The organism is Paenibacillus sp. PvR133 (assembly GCF_017833155.1).
Taxonomy (GTDB): domain Bacteria; phylum Bacillota; class Bacilli; order Paenibacillales; family Paenibacillaceae; genus Paenibacillus; species Paenibacillus polymyxa_B.
The window spans coordinates 1,984,023-2,007,314 of the sequence record NZ_JAFIBS010000001.1; the positions used below are offsets into that span (position 1 = coordinate 1,984,023).

The window sequence follows — 23,292 nt, forward strand, 5'->3', positions numbered from 1 at the left end:
ATCATAAACAGTGGATTGTCAATTGTCTGTACTGTCACTTACTTGTAAGCTCTGAATATAAGAGCGACTATGAGGGAGTGATGGAATTGAGCATCTTCGACGCTAAGGCACGCGTGTGGGAGGAAACCGTGCAGATCCCCACGTATGGAATTGGCAAACCCGACAAAAATCCAATGTTTCTGGAGAAACGTGTCTACCAGGGAAGTTCCGGTCGAGTGTACCCGCATCCGGTAATTGATAAAATTGAGGATGAGAAGAAACTTGAAAATTACCAAATTGTTTTTCTGGAAAATAAATACTTGCGCATTGAGATCATGCCAGAGCTGGGAGGCCGCATTTATCGTGCGGTCGACAAGACCAACGGTTACGATTTTGTTTATTATAACAGGGTCATCAAACCAGCGCTTGTGGGCTTATTGGGGCCGTGGATATCTGGAGGCATTGAGTTCAACTGGCCTCAGCATCACCGTCCCAACACTTACGGACCCGTTGAATACAAGTTGGAAGAACATGAGGACGGAAGCGCAACGGTATGGGTGAGCGAAATTGATCGCATGTTCGGCACGAAAGTAACAGCTGGATTTACACTCCAACCGGATAAAGCATACCTTAAAGTTGGGGCCCAGCTATACAACCGGACTGTCGAGCCTCAAACGTTTCTATGGTGGGCCAATCCAGCCGTAGCGGTACATGAGCACACACAATCTGTTTTTCCTCCAGACGTATCAGCCGTGTTCGACCATGGAAAGCGAGATGTATCCCGTTTCCCGATCGCTACAGGCACTTATTATAAAATGGATTATTCTGAAGGCGTAGATATCTCCCGATACAAAAATATTCCTGTCCCCACCTCATATATGGCCTATAAATCGGATTACAATTTCATAGGTGGTTACGACCATATGAAACAAGCGGGGCTTTTGCATGTGGCTAACCATCACATCTCTCCCGGAAAAAAGCAATGGACATGGGGAAATGGCGAATTCGGCCAAGCATGGGACCGGAATCTAACAGACGAAGACGGCCCCTACATCGAGTTGATGACGGGGGTATATACCGATAACCAACCAGATTTCACTTGGCTTCAGCCGTATGAAGAAAAATCGTTCTCGCAGTATTTTATGCCTTACAAACATATTGGTATTGTCAAAAACGCTTCAATTGACGCAGCCGTTAATTTGGAATTAAATCGCAGCGAAGGGACAGCACAGATTGGAGTCTATGTAACTTCGTCATTTCGTGACGCTGTTGTGAAATTAAGTAGTCAGCGGAAAGTTTATATCCAAGAAACCTTAGATCTGACACCTAATAAGGCCTTTATGCAGAAGACAGTTATTTTGGCTGAGGATGAGGATTATGAACTATGCTTAACCGTCAAAGACGCGACCGGAAGGGAGTTGATTAGCTATCAGCCGAAGAAAAAGGAAGTTGAACAGATGCCGGCTGCTGCCGCCCCCCTGCCAGAACCGGAGGAATTAAGAACGAACGAAGAATTGTATTTAGCAGGACAACACTTGGAGCAATACCGTCATGCTACCTTTGAACCCGAGGCGTATTATCTTGAGGGCCTGAAAAGAGATAAAAATGATAGCCGCATAAATGTGGCATATGGTACGTTGCTTCTTCGTAGAGGATTGTATTCAGAAAGTGAAGAGTGCTTTCGTAAAGCTATCTCGCGGGTAACCTGGCGTAACTCTAATCCCTATGATGGTGAGGCCTACTACCAGCTTGGTTTGTCGCTAAAACACCAAGAGCGGATGGATGAGGCGTTTGCTGCATTTTATAAATCAGTATGGAGTGCGGCATGGCAAGACAGCGGGTACTTCTCACTGGCACAGATTGCGACAGAAAAAGGGAACTATGAAGAAGCGTTGGAACTCGTGGAGCGCTCGATAATCCGAAATGCTCGCAACTACAAAGCACGCAACCTGAAGTCGGCTATTCTTCGTAAGCTTGGCAGCTACGAAGCGGCAATAGCCTATTCCAAGGAAACAATTAAGCTCGATATCGCCGATTTTGGAGCTTACCGTGAGCAAGCATTATCATTAGAGGCTCTCGGGTTACGAGATGATGCTAAAACGGTCTTCGAAGAGCTGCAAAAATGGATGCGTGGAGATGTGCATAATTATATAGCGGTAGCATCGGACTATGCGGCGGCGGGACTCTATGAGGATGCAGTATGTGTGCTGGAAGAAGCTCCAGAGCAGGCGAAAACATACCCTATGCTGTATTACGTTCAGGCCTTCTGCTATGCTAAAATCGGCAAGCATGAGCAGGCGAATAATGCTCTCGCGCAGGCCGCAGTTGCAGTTCCAGACTACTGCTTTCCTAACAGTCTGTTTGAGTTGGATGTGTTACAATTTGCAATTCGAACGAGACCGGGGGATGGAAAGGCGCATTATTACTTAGGTAATTTACTCTATGATAAGAAACGGCATTGGGATGCCATTTCCAGCTGGGAAACGTCTCGTTCCATTGACGATACTTACCCCGTTGTTCACCGTAATCTTGCTCTTGGATATTTTAACAAACAAGGCCAAGTAAAGAAGGCTCGCCATTCGTTAGAGCAGGCCTTTGCGTGCAATACTTCAGACGCACGTGTTCTTTATGAGCTTGACCAGCTGTATAAGAAGCTGAACATCAAGCCCAACGACAGATTGAACCTAATGGAGAGTTATCCGGGAATCATAAAGCTTCGCGATGATCTGTTTTTGGAATATGTAACCGTTCACAATACGATGAAGCGGCATAAAATAGCGTTGTCCTTGCTGACCGGGAGAATATTTCATCCATGGGAAGGCGGAGAGGGGAAGGTAACTGGACAGTATAGGCTTGCCAAGGTAGAGCTTGCGAAGTCCGACCTGAGGTCTGGGCAGATTGAGCAGGCTGTAAAAGGGCTGCGGGAGGCTTTAGTGTATCCAGAGAATCTTGGCGAAGGTAAGCTAGAGGGTTCCCAAGATAACGATATCTACTATTATTTGGGCTGTGCGTATGAGCTATTGAAATTAACAGATGAGGCAAGGCAGGCTTTTTCCACGGCCTCTCAAGGACTGGGGGAACCCATTAACGCCATGTATTATAACGATCAACAGCCAGATATGATATTTTACCAAGGTTTGGCCTGGCAGAAACTTGGTTATGCGAAGGAAGGAAAGCGTCGATTCAACAAGCTCATTGATTACGCCGAAAGGCACTTGTTTGAACCCGTGAAAATGGATTACTTCGCGGTCTCGTTACCCGACTTTCTCATCTTTGAAGATGACCTGAATATTCGTAATCAGGTTCATTGTACTTATATGAAAGCACTTGGTTTACTTGGATTAGGACGACAGGACGAAGCTATCTTGCATTTTGAATCGGTGCTTAAGCTGGAAGCTAATCATCAAGGAGCATTGAACCATATGGACTGGAGCTGGGAGGGGAAATCAAATGAGTAATCTCATGAGAAATGTACCGCGCAAATTGACGATCACCATGTGGGACTTTTCTTGGTATACAATGACGCAGGAAGGTGAGCCCTACAGCGATCTTGAAGCCCGTTTTAAAGAAGCGGTCGAAAGAGGCTACAATACGATCCGAATATGTGCTATGCCATTCATGTTGTTTACAGCGGATGGCAAACGTTCTGGACCCTTGGAGTTTGCTAACCTTGGGGAAGTAGGTCAGCGTACGCGTTGGTATAACTGTCGTGGCGGCGCAGTGCTGGACGGGCATGCTCATTTACTTGAACTGTTTAAACAAGCAAAGGCTCATAACTGTTACATTATGTTATCCTCTTGGGAATATCAGCAGAGTCCCAGCTTTCTGGCTCATGCTGAGCTTAGAGATGAATTAGCTGCAATACCTCCTAAGGAGAGATTCATGGCCATTGCAAAATCAATGGATCAGTTGATCCGTTTCGTCACAGCAGAAGGCTATAGGAACCAGATCATCTATACAGAGTTGCATAACGAAGTGGAATTTGGGCAGTTAAACGCTGTTGGGACGTCTGAAGGCATAGCCGAAACGAATGTACCAGCGCTTATTGAAGCCATGCAGCCCTATGTAGAAGAAGCGATAGAATATCTCCGCCAATGTCATCTCGATATCATGATGACCGCCAGTTATACGTTAAATGAAGCCTACCCTAAAGCTTACGTCGCGCGCAATATGCAGGTTGCCCATTTTCACCTTTATATTAAAGGGGTGCTCAATGAGCTTATGGAAGCGGCAGGGCTTTATGATGAGTTGGCGCCGTTCCCCAATCCATTCGTACAATCCCTATTAAGAGAAGATGCTCCTCCATTTGCAAAGTGGACCCTGCCTCCGGAGCAGAATTGGCGGATGGAAGGCAATCCAGTCGGCATGAGGCTTATTTATTTACACGACTGGGTAGATCCCGACCAATGGGATTTATTTTTGTACGATCGGTATGGAGACCATAAAATTGCCATGTTGCAGAAGGCCGACACCCGTTTAGAAGAAATTCATGAATGGACTCGTCATTCCGGTATTCCAATAGTCATAGGAGAAGGTTATGTAGGCTACACGCCGCTGTATGCCCAATTTGAAGAAGGCCCAGTCGGCAAATTTATCGCTGAATATGTGTTGCGAAAAGGAATGGCACTTGGGTTCTGGGGAATGACCCTCTGCTCTAACTGTGCTCCCCATCATCCATTCTGGAATGATATCGCTTGGCAGCGCAAATGGAATCAATTTATCTTGAATTCAGATTAACGAGTGAGGGGAGTGAACTCCATGAGAAACTATCGAGTTACAGTCAAAGACGATCAAAAGCATATTGTTAAAGGACATATCAAACTTGGCGGCACCAATCCCAAAGGAGAGGAAATCGGATTCACCAACTATTTTATGGAGAAGGACGGAGAGCCCTTTTTTGGTATTTGTGGTGAATTCCATTATGCCCGTTATGATGAACGCTATTGGGAAGACGAAATTATTAAAATAAAAATGGGCGGCGTAAACATCATTGCCACTTATATTTTTTGGAACCTACATGAAGAAGTTGAAGGTATTTTTGATTGGAGTGGGAACAAAAATCTTCGTCGTTTCATCGAGTTGTGCGGCAAGCATCAGGTATACTCCATGATTCGGATCGGACCCTTTGATCATGGGGAAATTCGAAACGGCGGTATGCCGGATTGGTTATTCGGTCGACCATTTGAGGTTCGTTCTAATGATGAGGGGTATCTGTTCTATGCAAGAAGAATGTATAACGAAATCGGTACCCAGGTTAAAGGGTTGTTATATAAGGAGGGGGGGCCAATTATCGGCACCCAAATCGAAAACGAGCATAATCATTCATCTGCCCAGTGGGCCTTGACTGTAGGAATTAATGATATGTGGTTAAACAGCGGAAGTGACGGTAACTCGCATATGTTAAAACTTAAAGAAATAGCTCTGGAAGCAGGGATTGATACTCCGATCTATACGTGCACAGGATGGGGAGGAGCGACAACTCCTGTACCTGATATGCTGCCATTATGGGGCGGGTATGCCTATTGGCCATGGATCTACTACGAAGAGGGACGGTTGGAGGGGATGAACGAACATCCTGCGACACCGGAATACATTTTCCGAGACAAGCATAATAACAAGATTCCAAAGAGCTACAATTTTGAGCCTCAATACGCGCCTGAAGACTATCCGTACGCTTGCTGTGAAATGGGTGGCGGCATGGTTCAGTTTTATAAATATCGATTCGCATTTCCCTACCGCAGTGTTCCAGCGATGACTGTCATGAAGGTTGCAGAAGGCTGTAACCTGATCGGATACTACATGTATCATGGGGGTTCCAATCCTCGAGGTAAGGTTAACCCGTTCACAAATGATCTAGCCACTCCTAAAATATCCTATGATTTCAACGCTATGATCGGCGAATTCGGCCAAGTAAGGGAATCATACCAAAGAACAAAGCTGCAGCATTACTTTTTTTCAACGTTCCAAAAGCAATTCTCACTAACAAAGACAATTCTGCCAGGGGATACGTCCCAGATGGACCCTTATGATGTGGATACGTTACGATATGCAGTGCGATCCAGTGCCGGATCGGGTTACCTGTTTCTAAATAATTTTCAAGACCATGTCGAAAATTACGACCTGTGCGATTTTAATGTGAGTATTGAGCTACCCGAGGAAACAATTGTAATCCCTGGCCAAGGTGAACTGACGTTAGGACGTGATAGTTTTGCCATATTGCCATTTAACTTCAATTTAGATGGAATGAAACTCAAATATGCTACGGCACAGCTGATAACAAGGATAGAAGAGGATGGAGAAGCATATTATTTTTTCTTTGTACCAGAGGGCATGCAAGGAAGGTATGTAATGGAGTCAAAAGATATAATCAGTGCCACAATCGACAAAGGTTCGATAGAGCAATTGGATGGGAACACGATCATTAAGGTTGCTGAAGAGGAGGATAGTCTCATCCATCTGGTATCTGAAAGTGGTCAAAAAGTTGCCATCTATACGATGACTGATGAGCAAAGTCTTACATTTTGGAAGGTAAACATGCAAGGCCGGGACAGAGTCATTTTGACAAATGCCAATGTACTTGTATCTGAGGGCGATCTAAGGCTGGAATCAACGGACCAAGAAATGGTAACCCTGAGTGTATTCCCGGATTTTGACGCCTCATTCACATCGATTTCCGGTGGAGAACTGCTTGAAATAACAGAAAACAATGTATTCAAAACATATCGTTTAAAGGCTCCTAAGAAAGAAATTCATTTCAATTTGAAAAGGATAAATAACGATAAATTTACCCTTGATTTCGAATTAGATGCCTTTCACGGAATCAAGGAAGCTCTGCTGCGTATCCATTATACTGGAGATATCGGTTATGCTTTTATTGATGGCGAACTGATCAACGATAATTTCTGCAACCATACGACCTGGGAAATAGGTTTGAAAGCATTTGAGCATCGGCTCATCGAGCAAGGGTTGTACGTATATGTTTCTTCCATTCGAAAAGGTAAGGTTCTCAATAGCAGTACGACCATGGCTGGCTGGAAAGAGACGACAAAGGAAAGTATTGTAGATATCGGTTCGGTTAGCCTTGTGCCTGTATATGAAATCAAAATCACCATATAACCCAGAAGGTTACATGGTGATTCCTTTCCAGACTAATTTCACATAAAGTAAGGGGCCAGTGAATACATGAGTATTTTTTATTTTCTTAATGTGTTTTTAGTAGATACCGGCTTTTTTCGATGTTTGTTTGATGCCGTTGCTTCCGTTAACTACAGTTTTTCCCCAATCCGTCAGATTGCCATTAGGTCCTGTTACAAGATCAAGGTAGGAAAGGTTGGAACTATTACCATACCAGGACCAGGCTAACCAGCCTACTCCTTTGGATTGGCCATATCTCATGATTTCTGTCTCGTCGACGTCTGCTCCCTGGTGGTAACCGCCAAATTCACCAATAATCAGAGGAAGTCCTTGATTCAGAACGTTATCAATATTGGTTCGAACAGTTTGAACATCTTTACCCGCGAACTCATACATATGGATGGAGAATACCGTATTCTTCAAAGAATCAGCTGCAAATACAGATTTACCAAAGTCATTGATAGACTGAGGATATTGTCCCCATCCGGCACAATCGACGATGAGCGTATTTTTGATACCTGCGTTTCTCAACTTGGGAATCGCTTGCTTGTATCCATCAGCCCAACCACTTCCATTCCAAGAACCATACCATTCGTTCGCAATGTTTACGATAACCCGGTCTTCCTTGCCGATCAGAGCATCCTTTATGCTAATCCAGTAGTTCACAGCTGCATCCAAAGACGCATAGTCGTCTTTGCCTGTAGCGTCATGAACTTCAAGCACAGCAATCATTTTGTAACTCGTGACTAGAGAGATAATATTTTTCACGGAATTAATGTCATCCTTGGTGTACTGGTTTCCGTTAGAAAGGACAATTCGGACGGTATTAGCACCTGTCTGGGCAATTGCCGGGATAGCTGTATAAAGATCATTTTTGTACCATGTGTGAGCATGATTGACGCCTCTCATAACAAATGGCTTGCCTGTAGAATCATACAATTTGGTACCGCTTACATAAAATCCTGAAGCAGCTTCTACCTTGGAGAAAACTCCTCCTAAACCAATCATGATGAGCAAGCCGACCAGTCCAGACAATAATGCTTTTCTTAACAATACCTTCATTTTTATTCCTCCCTAAATATATTATTCAACTTCCTGCTATACAGAGATGAAGTAGGTATGTAAGTGTGTAAATAGCAGTAAGTTAAACACAAATTAAGCGTTTTCAATTTGGAGAAAAGTTATTTTTTGTTATTCTATCATTTGAATTTTTGTTATTCAATTGATTTTTTTAGTTATTTTTTGTGTTTTCTAATCATAAACACATAGATTTATTATTCAAGTGAGATTTTCTATGGTATCATTGTATTTATTGCTTATATTTGTTTGAAATTTAGTTTATTTTATTTTAATAAAACTAACATAACTTTTTTGCTTTAATATATCTGATTTATGTAGATAAACCTAACGTTGTACTTGGCTAATTATCTTGAATAAAGGCGAGATGTAATCGGCCAGCAATACCTAAGCTTCACCGCGATATTAAATTATAGTATGATATTCTTGTGAAAAATTTTACCAGAGTGAATAGGGGCAAGCTGATGAGAAAACCAATCATTGCAGTCGATATGGACGATACCATCTGTCATCTCGTCAAACGAGCCATATACCATAACAATAGTGAATTTCCCACTCATCCGCTTCGGTATGAAGAAATGTTAGATTGGAATACTGATCATCTACGTCATCCCAAGAGCACGCATGATGTATTTTATGGGCGACCGGGTTTGTTTGAGGAACTTGAACTGTATGACGAGTATGTTGTAGAAGAGATGGAGAAGCTTTGCAATGCTTTTGATGTCATTATTGTGACAGCGGCAGAACCCAAGACCGTCGTAGAGAAATGGAACTGGCTTCAAAGACATATGCCATTCATTCCGATTGAGAACTTTTTCCCATGTAAACGAAAGAACCTGATTAACTATGATCTCCTGATTGATGATGGTCCTCATAATTTAGTGCCTGCGCTAGAGGAGGGGAAAAAGGTGCTTTGCATTCCTCATCCATGGAATCTGAGAGTAAGAGAGCAATATGAGTTCCCCGTCATGACATCCTGGCAAGGAGCAAAAGAACGAATCGACTCCATTTTAGGAGTTCTGTATAAATAATAGAACCATTCGTAAAACAGCTGGCTCCTTTGGAACTGGCTATTTTGCTAGAAAGAATAGCACTTATGATTGAAATAAAATGGTACAATTGATATGCATTATCCATGAGGAGGGAACGTGTATGACCATGACTATGGGTCAGATTGTGAATCATCTGACCAAGGGAATAAGCATACCCAACACCACCGTAGATCTACTGGACCCAGGATATATAGATACTGAGGTGCAAGGAATTGTAACCGCTTTCTCAGCTTCGCAGTATGTGATAGAACAAGCTATTTCTCTAGGTGCAAATTTTATCATTACGCATGAAGGCATCTTTTATAGTCATCAGAGAATGCATGAATGTTTACTATATGATCCTGTTTTTTTGCAAAAATCTCGCCTCATTGCCGATGCAGGTATAGGCATTTATCGGTTTCATGACGCCATACATCGTTATCAACCGGATGGAGTGATGGTTGGGCTTCTTCAGGCGCTTGGCTGGCACAACTACATTGTGAAACAACAGCCGACGGCCGCCATTTTGACTATTCCGGCTATGGAGGTTAAGGAGATCGCTGAATATATCAAAGCCAAACTACATATTCGTTATGTACGGGTGGCTGGTGAGGTTTCCATGCCATGTGAACGAGTGGGAATCTCAGTAGGATACAGGGGAGGTGGTGAACTAGCCATTCCATTATTTCTAAATGAAAATGTGGATTTAGTCATTGCCGGTGAGGGCCCAGAATGGGAAACACCAGAATATGTTAAAGATGCTGTCTATCAAGGGCAAAGTAAAGCACTTATCATGCTGGGACATGCTGAAAGTGAAGCACCTGGGATGAAGTATCTCGCAGATGTACTTTCCGCCCAATTTCCAATGCTCCCCGTACACTTTATAGAAGATCGCCCGGTGTTTCAAATATTGTAATGAGAACACGTCTTTTGTGATGGTCATCCCCCACTGTTTGTTATATCCGTTCATCCACTTTATGAAATGGAGGCAAGATGATGGGAAGTAGAGTGATTATGCCGTTCAAAAGAGACTGGAAGTTTATAGAAGGTAATTATGCAGGTGCTGAGAAAATGGACTACAACGATGAGCATTGGCGGCTCCTTCAAGTCCCTCATGATTGGAGCATTGAAAAGTCCTTTGATCCACATATGCTGTATGGTGGCAATCAAGCTTATTTGCCGAGATGGTCTGTGGGATGGTACAGAAAGCATTTTAATGTGAAGCCCTCCTCTCCAAAACAGCGTGTATACATACAATTTGATGGCATTCACAGTAACAGTGAGGTTTGGATCAATGGGCATTTTGTGGGCAAGCGACCCTATGGATATGTTAGCTTTCAATATGATTTGACTCCATATATTCGGTGGGATGAGGAGAATGTGCTTGCCGTCAAAGTGGACAATACGATTCTTTCACCTGACAGATGGTATTCGGGGGCCGGTATTTATCGTAATGTTTGGCTGATTTGTACGGATTATATTCATATAACCGAATGGGGGACTTACATTACCACACCTGAAATTTCGCCAGATGAAGCCAAGGTGACTGCCAGAATCCAGGTCACTAATCATCACGCGCATGCCGTAGAGTGTACGATTATGACTGAAATGCTGGACCCACAGGGACAGATCAAAGGAAAAGTGGAAAACCGAGTAACTCTTTCGGGCTGTGAAACGGGGGAAATAGAGCAAAAAGCGCGAGTTTTAGAGCCAGAACTATGGTCACCGGACAACCCACTGCTCTACGAAGCTCAGACGACGATCTATTGCGACAATACAGAGGTGGATCGTTATTGCACCCCTTTTGGTATAAGAGAAATGAAGCTGGATACACAAAAAGGTTTATTGCTGAACGGAAGCAACTTAAAGCTAAAGGGAGTGTGCATTCACCATGATTTAGGCTGTCTGGGGGCTGCTTACCATGATACAGCCATGAAGAGAAGGCTGCAGAGGCTGAAAGAAATGGGCTGTAACTCAATTCGTTTTGCTCATAACCCGATGGCGCCCGAATTATTAGATTTATGTGATCAGATGGGGTTCTTGGTGGTTGATGAAGCTTTTGACAAATGGAAGTCTCTTTTCTATGAGCATTTGTATGATGAGTGGTGGGAAAAAGATCTGGAAGCAATGTTGCTCAGGGACAGGAACCATCCCAGTGTTTTCATGTGGAGCGTTGGGAATGAAGTGGAAAACCAAGGTCAGCCATCCATGCTCAAAATGTTGGAGCAGCTCGTGGGTTTCTGCCATGAAAAAGACCCAACCCGACCAGTTACATGTGCGCTTGAGCCGCATAATACATCGATCAGCTTGCGTGAGGGTTCGATTGAGGCCAAAGTGGAGCATACCAAACAGCTGGCACAACGAGTGGATGTTCTAGGGTTAAACTATCAGGAGCAGTGGTATGAGCACTATAGAGCGGCCATGCCGGATACGCTTATCCTTGGAACCGAGACGTTCCCGTACTATCGGGGTAAGGATAACCGGGTTAAAGGTTATTTGCCTATGAATCCCTGGTTTGATGTCGCTAATCATGATTATGTGATCGGTCAATTTGTTTGGAGTGGAATTGACTATTTGGGAGAAACGAGCTATCCCTCCAAAGGGTGGTCTTCGGGTCTGATTGATACTTGCGGATTCCGCAAACCAGTATCTTATCTCCAACAAAGTTTATGGTCTGATCAGCCTATTGTGCACATAGCCGCATTTAACGAACATATGAAATCGGAATTTAATCCGACATGGACGATGCACTGGAAATCTCCGGCTATGGAAGATCACTGGACATTTCCTGAATACGGTGGAAAATTGATACGGTTGGTTACTTTCACTAATTGTGAGAGTGTGGAATTGATCGTGAATGATGAATCATACGGTGAGAGGAAGCTAGTGGATTACCCTAATCATTTAATCCTATGGGAGCTTCCCTATACACCGGGCAAAATCCGGGCTGTGGGTCGCAATGGAAACGAGAAGGTTTGTGAGCATGAACTGACCACTGCCGGGGCTCCTTATGCTCTAAAGTTGGAGGCCGATCGGACGGTTCTACCTGCTGATGGGCATGAGATATCTCATGTGGAAGTAACCGTCATAGACCCAAACGGGATCATCGTACCTAACCAGGATTTTGATGTAATCTTTAAACTGCAGGGAGATGGTCGTATCCTTGGAATAGACAATGGTGATCTCACCAGCGATGAATCCTTCAAGGGGAATGAGAGACGAACACACAGGGGAAGGTGTCTCGTTGTTATACAATCCGGTTATGTGGCTGGTGAGTTGTTGCTTCAGGCGTCAGCAGATGGAGGGTTGCTGGGAGAAACCAGACTGAAAATAGAAGAAGAATCCAAAAGACAATTCAAGGCTGATTCAGTATAGAGCTTGTATGGTTTAACTAATAAGGTCTGAACAGGTGGTGAATGCTTATGCCCTACCTGCTCAGGCCCTTTTTAATATGTTTACAACTGACGGTCAATAGCGATCTATGACTATAATTCTCTTTTTGACAAATAGTTTGGATACGAATAGAATGACTAATTATAATATATCTTATTAAAAGATTAATAAAAAGTGGTGATAAGGAGATATGTAAATGCCAGTAGAATCATCCATGAATCCTCGGGTAATTCGTAATATTTTGTTTTTGTTGTTCGCTTTACCGGGTGTAGCTTTTGCTTCCTGGGTGTCTCGAACGCCTATTATACGGGATATTTTACATGTCTCGACTGCCGAAATGGGAATCATTATTTTTGGATTAGCCGCAGGTTCTTTAGTGGGACTACTTAGTGCAGGCAATATGATTTCTCGTATAGGTGGACGGGCGGTCATTTTGGTAAGTGCGATTTTGATTGTGATCGGTTTTGTCATTGTAGGGTTGGGAACTGCATTTTCGCTCACGAGCATCGTATTTGCTGGTTTGGTCATCTTTGGAGGTGGCTATGGGACAGCAGAAGTAGTTCTTAATGTCGAAGGTTCTGCGGTAGAAAATCAATTGCAAAAAACGCTTTTGCCCGCTTTTCACGGTTCATTTAGTATGGGGACACTTGTAGGTGCGGTTATTGGCTCTGGAGCAGCGGCACTACACATACCTGTTGTGGTCCATTTTGGAGCTATGGCTGTCATGATTGCAGCGGTAACTTTCTATTTTTATCGTTTTCTGCCCCGCGATACAGGTATAGAGAAAGAAGTTCCTACTCAAAAGGTCGGATCTAATCTCAAGGCGCAGCTTGCTGTATGGAAAGAAAGACGGATTTTACTAATCGGTATCATCGTGTTAGGTATGGCGTTTGCAGAAGGGTCTGCGAATGACTGGCTGCCGCTAACGATGGTAGATGGTTATGGCGTGGATTCTTTAACAGGTTCCTATATGTATGGACTATTTGTGGCAGCGATGACCATTGGACGTTTTACTGGTGGATTCATACTGGATAAATACGGCCGTGTCCCTGTGTTGAAAGGGAGTGCTGTCCTGGCTGCTATCGGTATCATTCTAGTGATCTGGGGACAGCATTACCTCATGGCCGGACTGGGCGTCGTATTATGGGGGCTTGGAGCCTCACTTGGTTTTCCTGTGGGCTTATCTGCTGCCGGAGACGATCCTCGTGGTGCAGCTATCCGGGTTGGAGCCGTAGCCACGATCGGTTACATTGCCTTTTTAGTAGGCCCCCCAGGATTAGGGTTTTTAGGTGAACATGTTGGACTTCTACATGCCTTGATTGTAGTGCTTGTTGGCGTTATTGTTGCTGGTTTGATATCGGGTGCAGCCCAACCTATTGGGATGAAAGAAAAAAATCAGATTAAAATATAAAGGGGATTGTCCCATGACTATGAAAACGGAAAAACAAAAGATGATGGATGGAGAACTTTATGTAGCTGCTGATCCTCAATTAACGCAAGAAAGAGAGTATGCGAGAAGATGTGTACGTCTCTTTAATCAGACGGCAGAGACGGATCGTAAGTACCGTGAAAAGTTACTTAAGGAGCTTTTCGGATCAACTGGTGAAAATATAGGTATGGAACCCAACATACGCTGTGACTACGGATACAATATCCATGTTGGGGAAAATTTCTACGCCAACTTTGACTGTACCATTTTGGATGTTTGCGAAGTGCGCATTGGAGATAATTGTTTCCTGGCTCCAGGAGTTCATATTTACACAGCGACTCATCCCATAGATCCGTTTGAACGAATCGCTGGTCCAGAGTATGGGAAACCTGTAACGATTGGCAACAATGTATGGATTGGCGGTAGAGCAGTTATTAATCCCGGTGTTACGATAGGTAATAATGTCGTAGTAGCATCAGGAGCAGTAGTAACCAAGGATGTTCCAGATCATGTGGTTGTAGCTGGAAATCCAGCACGAGTGATAAAGCAAATTAAAATCTCCTAAACAGCATACAGGCAAATTATTTAATATTTGTACCGATGATCCTATTAAAAGCGCTCCTTATTTTAATAGGATCATTTAATTTAAAGACTTGTATACTTATGGTCTTCAAGATTGAACTATACAGAGTAATAAATAATCATATTCATCCGAACCAGGGTTTCTCCTAGATTATAGTAAATGTGTGGACGGTCTGCTTTAAAGCGGATCGAATCTCCAGCTTTAACCGTGTATATTTCCTCACTGACTTTTATCACCATCTCACCCTCAAATACCGTAATAAATTCTTCTGTACCTTCACGGTGCGGCGCTGAACTCAGTTCTCCGCCTGCTTCAATCTCTACGGTGTAGACCTCAAAATTTCTACTGCCTTCATAGGGGAAAAACGGATACAACCGATAGTGATTATTTTCCTCGAGCACTTGTACTTTGCTTTTAGGAACGACTACTGCATCTGAAGGTGGTTCATTAATCAGAGCAGTGAAAGAGATTTTCAAGCCGTTCGCAATTTTCCATACGGTTGTAATCGAGGGATTAGATTCTCCGCGCTCAATCTGACCGAGCATCGTTTTACTGATCCCCGTCAGATCAGCTAATTTATCTAAACTTAATTTTCTTTCATTTCTTAGATGTTTCAAATTTTTACTTAAAATCAGATTAATATTCTCCATAATTCTTCGCTCCTATTGTGCTTTATAAAGAACATATTGTACAATCATAAAGTACAAATGTACGTCTCAACGTACATTTCATTCAATTATAACATACGGGAGTTGATTGTTGCATGCCGTTTATTCCGTTCCTTTCTTATGCACTTGTTAGCAGCTTTACGCCAGGTCCCAACAATATTATGTCTTTAGACAGTGCCAGGCGGTTGGGTTTGAAAAAAGCATTCCCATTCTTGCTGGGAGTAACAGCAGGCTGTTTCGCCATTATGCTGTTAGCCTGCTATTTTAATCTTGCTTTGTATCATTTTTTGCCACGGGTTAAGATCTGGATGAATGTTCTCGGCAGTCTGTATATGCTTTATCTGGCGGTGAAAATTGCAAAGAGCAAATCCTCTACGGAGGATAATGATCACAATGAGGGATATTCCTTCAAATCAGGACTGTTGCTACAATTTATCAATTTAAAAATCATTTTGTATGGTATTACGGTCATTTCAACGTTTGTAATGCCTTATGATGTATCGTATATAGAGCTTATTACGATTTCATTACTCCTGACCTGTATTGGTTTTGTAGCTGTAGTGAGCTGGGCGATTTTTGGCGCAGTGTTTCAACGTTTCTTGAATAAGCATGAGCGTTCCTTCAATATCATAATGTCCTTATTGCTCCTTTATAGTGCACTATCGATATGGATGTAAATGAGTACCTTATTCATCATAGAAAAGAAAGGTTCCTGACTATAGGCAGGAGCCTTTTTTCGTGTGAATTGAGCTTATTCTACGAGTCATAACATACAATCGGACAGAATGGATGAGTCTCCTGATCATTTAGCTGTAAAACGGGTATTACCTTAATAGATAAAGCTGTTGACAACTTGTATATACATGACTTAATCTTGTATATACAAGATGTTGAAAGCGTTATATTATTTTTTACGCTACTTCATTTCGCAAGAAAGGAATGAGCATGAATGGAAGCAATGAACAAGACTTTAATTCCTCAAGATAAGGACTGGTGGCGCAAATCAGTGGTCTATCAGGTTTATCCCAAAAGTTTTAACGATACAACGGGCAAAGGAACCGGTGATATAAGAGGACTGACGCAAAAGCTGGATTATTTGAAAAAACTGGGTGTCGATATTGTCTGGTTGCAGCCTGTATATGTCTCACCACAACGTGATAACGGGTATGATGTAGCCGATTATTGCCAGATTAATCCCGATTATGGAACAATGCAGGATTTTGAAGAATTGAGCGAGGGAATCCGGGCGCGTGGGATGTACCTAATGATCGACATCGTGGTTAACCATTCTTCCACAGAACATGCCTGGTTCCAGGAGGCACGGCTTTCTAAGGATAGTGAGTATAGGGACTACTATATCTGGCGTGATCCAGCACCCGATGGTGGACCTCCAAACAATTGGGTTTCCAAATTTGGTGGACCAGCTTGGCAATATGACGAGGCAACAGGCCAATATTTCCTGACACTGTTTGATAAGACTCAGGCGGATCTAAACTGGGAAAATCCCAAAGTCCGTCAAGAAGTTGTCAATCTGCTGGAATTTTGGGCTGAGAAGGGAGTTAGTGGTTTCCGACTGGATGTCATTAATTTGATTTCCAAGGATCAGCAATTCTCGGACGATGATAGAAGCACGGCTCCTGGCGACGGACGTAAGTATTATACGGACGGTCCACATGTGCATGAATACATCCATGAGTTACATGAGAAAGTATTTGCCAAACAGAATAGCGTCACTGTGGGTGAGATGTCCTCCACCTCACTGGATCACTGTATCCGTTATTCCAATCCAGAGAGAAAAGAATTGTCCATGACCTTTAATTTTCATCATTTGAAGGTGGATTATCCAAATGGACAAAAGTGGGAATTGATGCCATATGATTTTGAAATGCTGAAAAAGCTATTCTCGGATTGGCAAACGGGCATGCAACAGGGCGGTGGCTGGAGTGCATTGTTTTTTAATAATCATGATCAGCCAAGGGCAATCTCTCGCTTTTTGGATGATGGCGAATACCAAGCGGAAAGCGCTAAGCTGCTGGCAACCACGCTACATGGTCTTCAAGGAACGCCTTATATATTTCAGGGTGAAGAGATTGGGATGGCCAACCCGCAGTGGGCAGACATTGAAGAGTTTCGGGATGTTGAATCTCTGAATATGTATCGTATCTTACAGGAGCAAGGCAAAAGTGCAGAAGAAGCATTGAATATCATTCGAGAGCGGTCTCGTGATAATTCGAGAACACCGATGCAGTGGGATGGTACTCGCAATGCGGGCTTCACTTCAGGTACTCCCTGGATTAAGGTAGATGAACGATATCCACAGATTAATGTTCAGACTCAGTTAGAGGACCCGAACTCTATCTATCACCATTACCGTAAGCTAATTCATCTGCGTAAGACGGTGCAAGTCATTACCGATGGGAATTATCTACGCCTGGACGAAGCTCATCCTCAGGTCTATGCCTATCAACGCAGCAATGAAGAGGAGACTTTGATCGTCATCTCCAATTTTAGCGGACAGGATACGCAATTCCGTATACCGAATTCATTTTATTCATGTTTAGAAAATCAAGCGTTGGATGCGGCTGAGCTCTTAATTGGTAATACCCAGCACGCCCCGGAGCTAAAAGAAGTAATCTCTTTGACCCCATATGCTTCCTATATGTGGATTGTTCGTAGCCTTAGTGAATAGTATGGAGACATCAGGTAGCACCCCGGGTACGCTACTTTTTACAACCGGGGTTGCTGCTTTAAAATGAGCGAACGTTAAGGGAGTGGGCTAAATGGCGATTGAAAGATCACAGGTAGAAGACATTATAAAAGCCGTTGGTGGCAAAGACAACATAGAGGCCTCTACGCATTGCGTAACTCGTCTGCGGTTTGCCCTTTATGATGATAAGCTGGTTGATAAAGATGCACTTGAACAAAATGATCTGGTCAAAGGCCAATTCTCTTCACAAGGACAGTATCAGGTCGTGATTGGCCCAGGTCTGGTGGATAAGGTATATGACGAAATGATCTCCATTACAGGAGGTAGTCGGGCTTCTAAAGACGATGTCAAAAATGCGGCAAGCAAAAAACAAAATCCAATTCAGCGTGCCATCAAGACGCTGGCAGATATTTTTATCCCTATCTTGCCCGCAATCGTGACTGCAGGCTTATTGCTTGGAATAAATAATATTTTGACTGGTAAGGGAATCTTCTTCGAAGGAATGGCTTTGGTTCAGGTCTATCCTCAATGGACCGACTTTGCTGCTATCATTAACACCATTGCCAGCACCGCATTTACATTTCTACCTGCCTTAATTGGATGGTCGGCCGTTGTCAGGTTTGGCGGCAGTCCTTTACTCGGGATCGTACTGGGTCTGATTCTGGTTCATCCGGATCTGCTAAGTGCATACGGTTATGCGGATGCGGTTACAAAGGGCACCGTTCCGGTTTGGAATTTGTTTGGGTGGGAAGTGAACAAGATTGGTTATCAAGGACAGGTTTTACCCGTTTTAGTATCCGCTTACGTGCTCGCCCACATTGAGAAATTCCTAAATAAGAAGATAGCGGATTCATTTAAGCTGTTACTCGTAGCACCGATTACATTATTAATAACGGGATTTCTGGCTTTTACAGTGATCGGTCCGGTTACTTTTATGATTGGTAATGCTATTACGTCTGGTCTTGTATACGTTTTCGATTTGGCTCCTGCAGTGGGAGGCCTGATTTATGGAGGCTTGTACTCCTTGCTCGTGATTACGGGAATGCACCATACTTTCCTGGCGGTGGACGTGCAATTAATTGGTACGCAGGGTGGAACATTCCTTTGGCCGATGCTGGCGCTGTCCAATATCGCTCAGGGTGCCGGAGCACTGGCAATGATGCTGGTATTGAAGGAGCAAAAGGGAAAAGGATTGGCTCTTACCTCTTCAGTGTCTGCATTTCTGGGTGTAACCGAGCCTGCCATATTCGGAGTGAATATCCGGTATAAATATCCGTTTGTATTCGCAATGATCGGTTCCGGTATTGCAGGTATATTGCTCACCGTAAATCATGTGATGGCTTCTTCCATTGGTGTGGGCGGGATTCCAGGCTTCTTGTCTATTTTCCCAAACAACTGGGGTGTATTCTTCATCGGGATGGCGATCGTGTTAATTGTGCCGTTTGCTTTAACTTTAATGTATGGCAAGTTGTTAACTAAGCGCCGTCAGGCTGCACCAGCCAATGATTCCGTAAGGAAAGACTCGCTTCCGCAAAATACCGCACTAGATGTGCTTGAAGTGAGGACTCCCGTACGAGGACGTGTTGTACCGTTAGAACAAGTTCCTGACCCGGCTTTTGCCGAACGGCAGATGGGTCAAGGTATAGCAGTGGAACCAAAGGATGGCAAAATTCTTGCCCCTTTCAGTGGGCAAGTCATTCACATCATGGTGAAAAGCAAGCATGCCTTGATCTTAGAGCATCCGACAGGTGTACAGATTCTGGTACATGTGGGAATTAACACGGTGTCCCTGAAGGGGGAAGGATTCACCATGCATGTGGAGACAGGTCAAACCGTAAAGCAAGGACAACTATTGATGGAATTTGACCGTGAGCTGATTCAGAAATCGGGATACCCCATTATTACACCAGTCATTGTCCCGGATGGTCAGAGCATGATTGAATCGGTTGAGGAACTGCCAGGTGAGGCAGAAGATTTGCAGTATACCTTAATGAGAATTCATTTGAATTCTTCATCAGACAATACGAATTAAGTCAGATTCATCGTACAGCCTATTTTAGTGAACAGGAAGTGAAAGGATGCTACAATGAACGTGGTGATGAAAATTGACAAAGAATATATTTTTGCAAATTTATCAGGAGTACTCGGGACGAATCCAGACAGGCGAATTGGCTCCAGGCACGAAAATGCCATCTGAAAATGAACTGGCCCGAGAGTATAACACTTCTCGCGAAACCGTACGTAAGGCACTTCACTTGCTTGCACAAAATGGGTATATCCATAAAATAAAAGCTAAAGGATCTTTTGTTCTGGATATGGGACGGATGGATTTCCCTATAGGAGGCTTGGTCAGTTTCAAGGAAATGTCTGAACGGATTGGGCGTACATCACGAACAATTGTACATGAAAATCATTTAATTCCAGTTCCAGATGACATAGCCAATCATCTTGAGATTAACAAAGACAAGTATTTGGTCTGGAAAGTTATTCGTGCGCGTGAGATTGAGGGTGAATGCGTCATACTGGATAAAGATTACTTTCGATCAGACATTGTACCTGTGCTTACCGAGGAAATTAGTCGTGGGTCCATCTACGAATATTTGGAGGGAGAACTCCATCTTCAAATCAGTTATGCCAAAAAAGTCGTTTCCGTAGAAAATGCAGACGAAGAAGATCGTAGGCTGATGGACCTTCAGAACTACACTCATGTGGTCGTAGTACGTAACTATGTTTATCTGGAGGACACCACCTTGTTCCAGTATACCGAGTCAAGGCATCGGTTGGACAAATTCCAATTTGTCGACTTTGCCAGACGTTCCCACGGTGAAGAGAAAAGAACTGATTTCTTAAGCTGACCGATTAGAGTAGATATAAGAAAGAGCAATGAGTTGGAATAGTCCACTGTTGTGGAGAAACCCTGTCTTTTGAAGAGAGGGTTTCTTTTTTTGCTCTAGGAGGAACTCTGGAGTAGATTATACTCATTCAGCAGATGAGCCTAAATCCGTAATGGATAATTTTATATCGAAGGTTACGGGGATTTTGCTGAATTTGTAATCCCAATCATCCTTTACTTTTTTCCACACTTGAGGCTGCTCAATATTTAAACGTTCGCCAAAACTGGCGACATCGACTTTATATTCTGATTGTAATTTGTGCATAAGAGACTTAATCCTTCTAGTCACTTCTTTTTCAAATTCTTTCTCAGCCTCTTTCATGTTTCGTGTCTCTGTCGGGTTCACTTTCTCATCCCAGTTTTCGATTAAACGTCCTTTGGATTCAATTTTTACGTGAAACGAGATATCGTTACCCTCGGTCACCTTAGCTGTTATTTTGCTTTTTACCGATTTGATCTCATAAGTTATAGCTTCATTCCGCTTGTCATACGTTTTGACAGCTCCGCCCTCAACATCACCTTTAATCCATGCAATGCTCTCTACGTCTTGTTGTCCCAAACTACCGATCCAGTGACCGGTGTCTCCTTTAATAACACCAGCACCCGAAAATTCTAATTCCCCATCGGATTCAGAAATGTTTTGCAATATATAGCTTTTTTTGGAGTGCATCAACCCATCCAATTCAGACAAATTGACTCCCCTCATCACCTTGCTGGTTCTGAAATGATTACGAAGCATATACAGAATATGAATGGATGGGACCTCGTCCTTATATTTGGTAACTAAGGTATCAGCTGCACGTTCCTTACTTAAGAAAACAAAACAACTCGGACGAATATCATTATCACGAAGCACAAAATCCATCAATTGCTGCATCGTCTGTTGTTCTGCCAATTTGGTGGAAACCACCAGGACCTTTAGATGGTGACCAATAATCGGGCGATCCAGACGGAGGGATAATTGCCGGAAGATTTCAAGTAAAGAATCCCCGGTGGCAGCTATATTAATATAGTTTGGCCCTTGTCCACCGCCTTGTTTTGCCGTGTTTCCAAAAGTCTTTTTGGGGACGATTTGCACAGTGGCAGTAATTTTGTTTTTCTTGAAGTAACGGCTGCCTTCCTTTTCCAGGCCCTTTTCCACTGTGCTGGGCTCACCCTTATCCAGAGCCAGTCCTGTATACATGCTTAGTTCTTCTATTTCTCTGCTGCTCCAGCAACCGGCTTGAGTTACCAGGAGAATGAAGGCAAGCAGCAAAGATAGGATTTGTTGCCTATACATTTTGCTTCATTCCCTTCTTCCTGATCATGAAAACGATGGAGAGAAGTACCGGGACCAGAAAAAATAAAATGATTCCCATGTATCCGATCGCATCGCCTAGGCTAAACACTTCCATCATACGAACAGGAGTCATTGTGGAGATAAAGATAATTGGGATTAAGCCAAAAATCGCATAACGATATTTAAGGCCAAATACCTGTGAGACACCTAAGGATGCATTGAAGAAAAAACTGCAGAAATTACAAAACATTTGCATCATCCAGATTACCAGCAACGGAAACTCAAGACGTTCAAAAAGAAATCCGGAGATTTCAAAGCTGCGCATTAAATTAATGGTGGGCCAGGTACTTGTCATAGTAGAGTCCACCGATAACCCGCCGACTACCATAACTACTGTCAAAAAATATAATACCCAAGGGATGCTGATTCCCACTACCATGGCCTTTATGGCTTTTTCAGGGTACTGCAAGAAAGCGACCAGTGTCATGATGACTTCACATCCAGTGAAAACAAGGACAGTCGACTTTAGCCCCTTAACTACTGGAAGAATACCGCTACTCAATACAGGACGAAGATGGTCAATTTCAAAGATCCTTAGGCTAAGGACAAAACAGATGAGTAAAAAGAAGAGACTGATCGGGAGTACAATCTGGTATAACCGCGCAATGGGATTAATACCTCCAAAAACCAGATAACTTCCCACCCAGATGAATGGAATCACAATCGCCCATATGGGTGTCCCTTCAAGCAAAAAATAAATCGTCACTTCAGCTAAAACACGAATCTCAAAGCCAGCGATGATGATAAAGTATATGATTAATAATAGACTTAAAAATCCTCCTGGAATGATACCGACGATTCTCCTGGAGTATTGATACACAGTGTTTCCGGGAAATTGTTGGCTTAATTTTACCATGAGCAACACCACTAATATGACAATACATCCGCCAAGCAGGACAGAGAGCCATGCATCCGGAGTCTTTACCGTTTCAGTTACACCTCTCGGCAGTGTCAAAATCCCTGCGCCCAATACCGTATTGGTCAGGAATACTGCCGCCTGTTTGGATGTAATCTTATCATCAGAACGTCTAAACACAATCCTTCCTCCTTCCTCCGGGT

At 43.3% G+C, this 23,292-nt stretch carries 16 protein-coding genes; 12 read left to right on the forward strand and 4 right to left on the reverse strand.

Annotation, left to right across the window (positions count from 1 at the left end; translation table 11 throughout):
• The first annotated feature begins 80 nt into the window (after positions 1–80).
• From JOE49_RS08865 to JOE49_RS08875, 3 genes are read left to right on the forward strand one after another with little or no spacing between them, the layout of a single operon-like run.
• On the forward strand, positions 81–3,437 hold the full coding sequence (locus tag JOE49_RS08865; protein WP_209940927.1) for a DUF5107 domain-containing protein: 3,357 nt from the start codon (positions 81–83) through the stop codon (positions 3,435–3,437).
• Complete coding sequence (locus tag JOE49_RS08870) at positions 3,430–4,716, forward strand: cellulase-like family protein (protein WP_209940928.1); 1,287 nt, start codon at positions 3,430–3,432, stop codon at positions 4,714–4,716. The genes JOE49_RS08865 and JOE49_RS08870 overlap by 8 nt, the downstream gene beginning before the upstream one ends.
• Positions 4,717–4,737: 21 nt before the next feature.
• Positions 4,738–7,095 (forward strand): beta-galactosidase, encoded by a 2,358-nt coding sequence (locus JOE49_RS08875; protein ID WP_209940929.1) that lies wholly within the window; start codon positions 4,738–4,740, stop codon positions 7,093–7,095.
• A 96-nt stretch (positions 7,096–7,191) separates the two neighbouring features.
• Here the strand turns inward: JOE49_RS08875 and JOE49_RS08880 are convergent, their stop codons facing one another.
• Positions 7,192–8,175: a glycoside hydrolase family 5 protein gene (locus tag JOE49_RS08880; protein WP_069079795.1), complete on the reverse strand. Its 984-nt coding sequence runs from the start codon at positions 8,173–8,175 to the stop codon at positions 7,192–7,194.
• Between the two features lie 479 nt (positions 8,176–8,654).
• On the opposite strand from JOE49_RS08880, the gene JOE49_RS08885 reads away from it, so the two are divergent.
• The 5 genes from JOE49_RS08885 (at position 8,655) to JOE49_RS08905 (ending at position 14,608) form a co-directional block, all read left to right on the forward strand.
• Positions 8,655–9,221 (forward strand): 5' nucleotidase, NT5C type, encoded by a 567-nt coding sequence (locus JOE49_RS08885; RefSeq protein WP_069079794.1) that lies wholly within the window; start codon positions 8,655–8,657, stop codon positions 9,219–9,221.
• Between the two features lie 121 nt (positions 9,222–9,342).
• Positions 9,343–10,137 carry a Nif3-like dinuclear metal center hexameric protein gene (locus tag JOE49_RS08890; protein WP_209940930.1) on the forward strand — a complete coding sequence of 265 codons (795 nt, stop codon included), beginning with the start codon at positions 9,343–9,345 and terminating at the stop codon, positions 10,135–10,137.
• A gap of 80 nt (positions 10,138–10,217) precedes the next feature.
• Positions 10,218–12,596, forward strand: coding sequence for a glycoside hydrolase family 2 TIM barrel-domain containing protein (locus JOE49_RS08895; protein WP_209943573.1), 2,379 nt, complete (start codon positions 10,218–10,220; stop codon positions 12,594–12,596).
• Positions 12,597–12,810: 214 nt separating this feature from the next.
• Entirely contained in the window at positions 12,811–14,025 is a 1,215-nt protein-coding gene (locus JOE49_RS08900; protein WP_481856233.1) for an MFS transporter, read from the forward strand.
• 13 nt (positions 14,026–14,038) lie between these two features.
• Positions 14,039–14,608 (forward strand): sugar O-acetyltransferase, encoded by a 570-nt coding sequence (locus tag JOE49_RS08905; RefSeq protein WP_280922029.1) that lies wholly within the window; start codon positions 14,039–14,041, stop codon positions 14,606–14,608.
• Positions 14,609–14,724: 116 nt separating this feature from the next.
• Here JOE49_RS08905 and JOE49_RS08910 read toward each other — a convergent pair whose 3' ends face one another.
• Positions 14,725–15,276: a helix-turn-helix domain-containing protein gene (locus JOE49_RS08910; protein ID WP_245248360.1), complete on the reverse strand. Its 552-nt coding sequence runs from the start codon at positions 15,274–15,276 to the stop codon at positions 14,725–14,727.
• A 113-nt stretch (positions 15,277–15,389) separates the two neighbouring features.
• Here JOE49_RS08910 and JOE49_RS08915 point away from each other — a divergent pair, with 113 nt between their 5' ends.
• From JOE49_RS08915 to treR, 4 genes are all read left to right on the forward strand, one after another.
• A complete protein-coding gene (locus JOE49_RS08915) occupies positions 15,390–15,971 on the forward strand; it encodes a LysE family transporter (protein ID WP_023986882.1) in 582 nt (193 codons plus the stop codon).
• 272 nt (positions 15,972–16,243) lie between these two features.
• A complete protein-coding gene (gene treC / locus JOE49_RS08920; RefSeq protein ID WP_209940931.1) occupies positions 16,244–17,983 on the forward strand; it encodes an alpha,alpha-phosphotrehalase in 1,740 nt (579 codons plus the stop codon).
• A gap of 91 nt (positions 17,984–18,074) precedes the next feature.
• Positions 18,075–20,033, forward strand: coding sequence for a PTS system trehalose-specific EIIBC component (gene treP / locus JOE49_RS08925; protein WP_209940932.1), 1,959 nt, complete (start codon positions 18,075–18,077; stop codon positions 20,031–20,033).
• 73 nt (positions 20,034–20,106) lie between these two features.
• A complete protein-coding gene (treR, locus tag JOE49_RS08930) occupies positions 20,107–20,856 on the forward strand; it encodes a trehalose operon repressor (protein ID WP_209940933.1) in 750 nt (249 codons plus the stop codon).
• 123 nt (positions 20,857–20,979) lie between these two features.
• Here treR and JOE49_RS08935 read toward each other — a convergent pair whose 3' ends face one another.
• A complete protein-coding gene (locus JOE49_RS08935; protein ID WP_160788706.1) occupies positions 20,980–22,173 on the reverse strand; it encodes a Ger(x)C family spore germination protein in 1,194 nt (397 codons plus the stop codon).
• Entirely contained in the window at positions 22,166–23,269 is a 1,104-nt protein-coding gene (locus JOE49_RS08940) for a GerAB/ArcD/ProY family transporter (protein WP_068941337.1), read from the reverse strand. Before JOE49_RS08940 ends, JOE49_RS08935 begins: the two co-directional genes overlap by 8 nt.
• Positions 23,270–23,292: the final 23 nt, after the last annotated feature.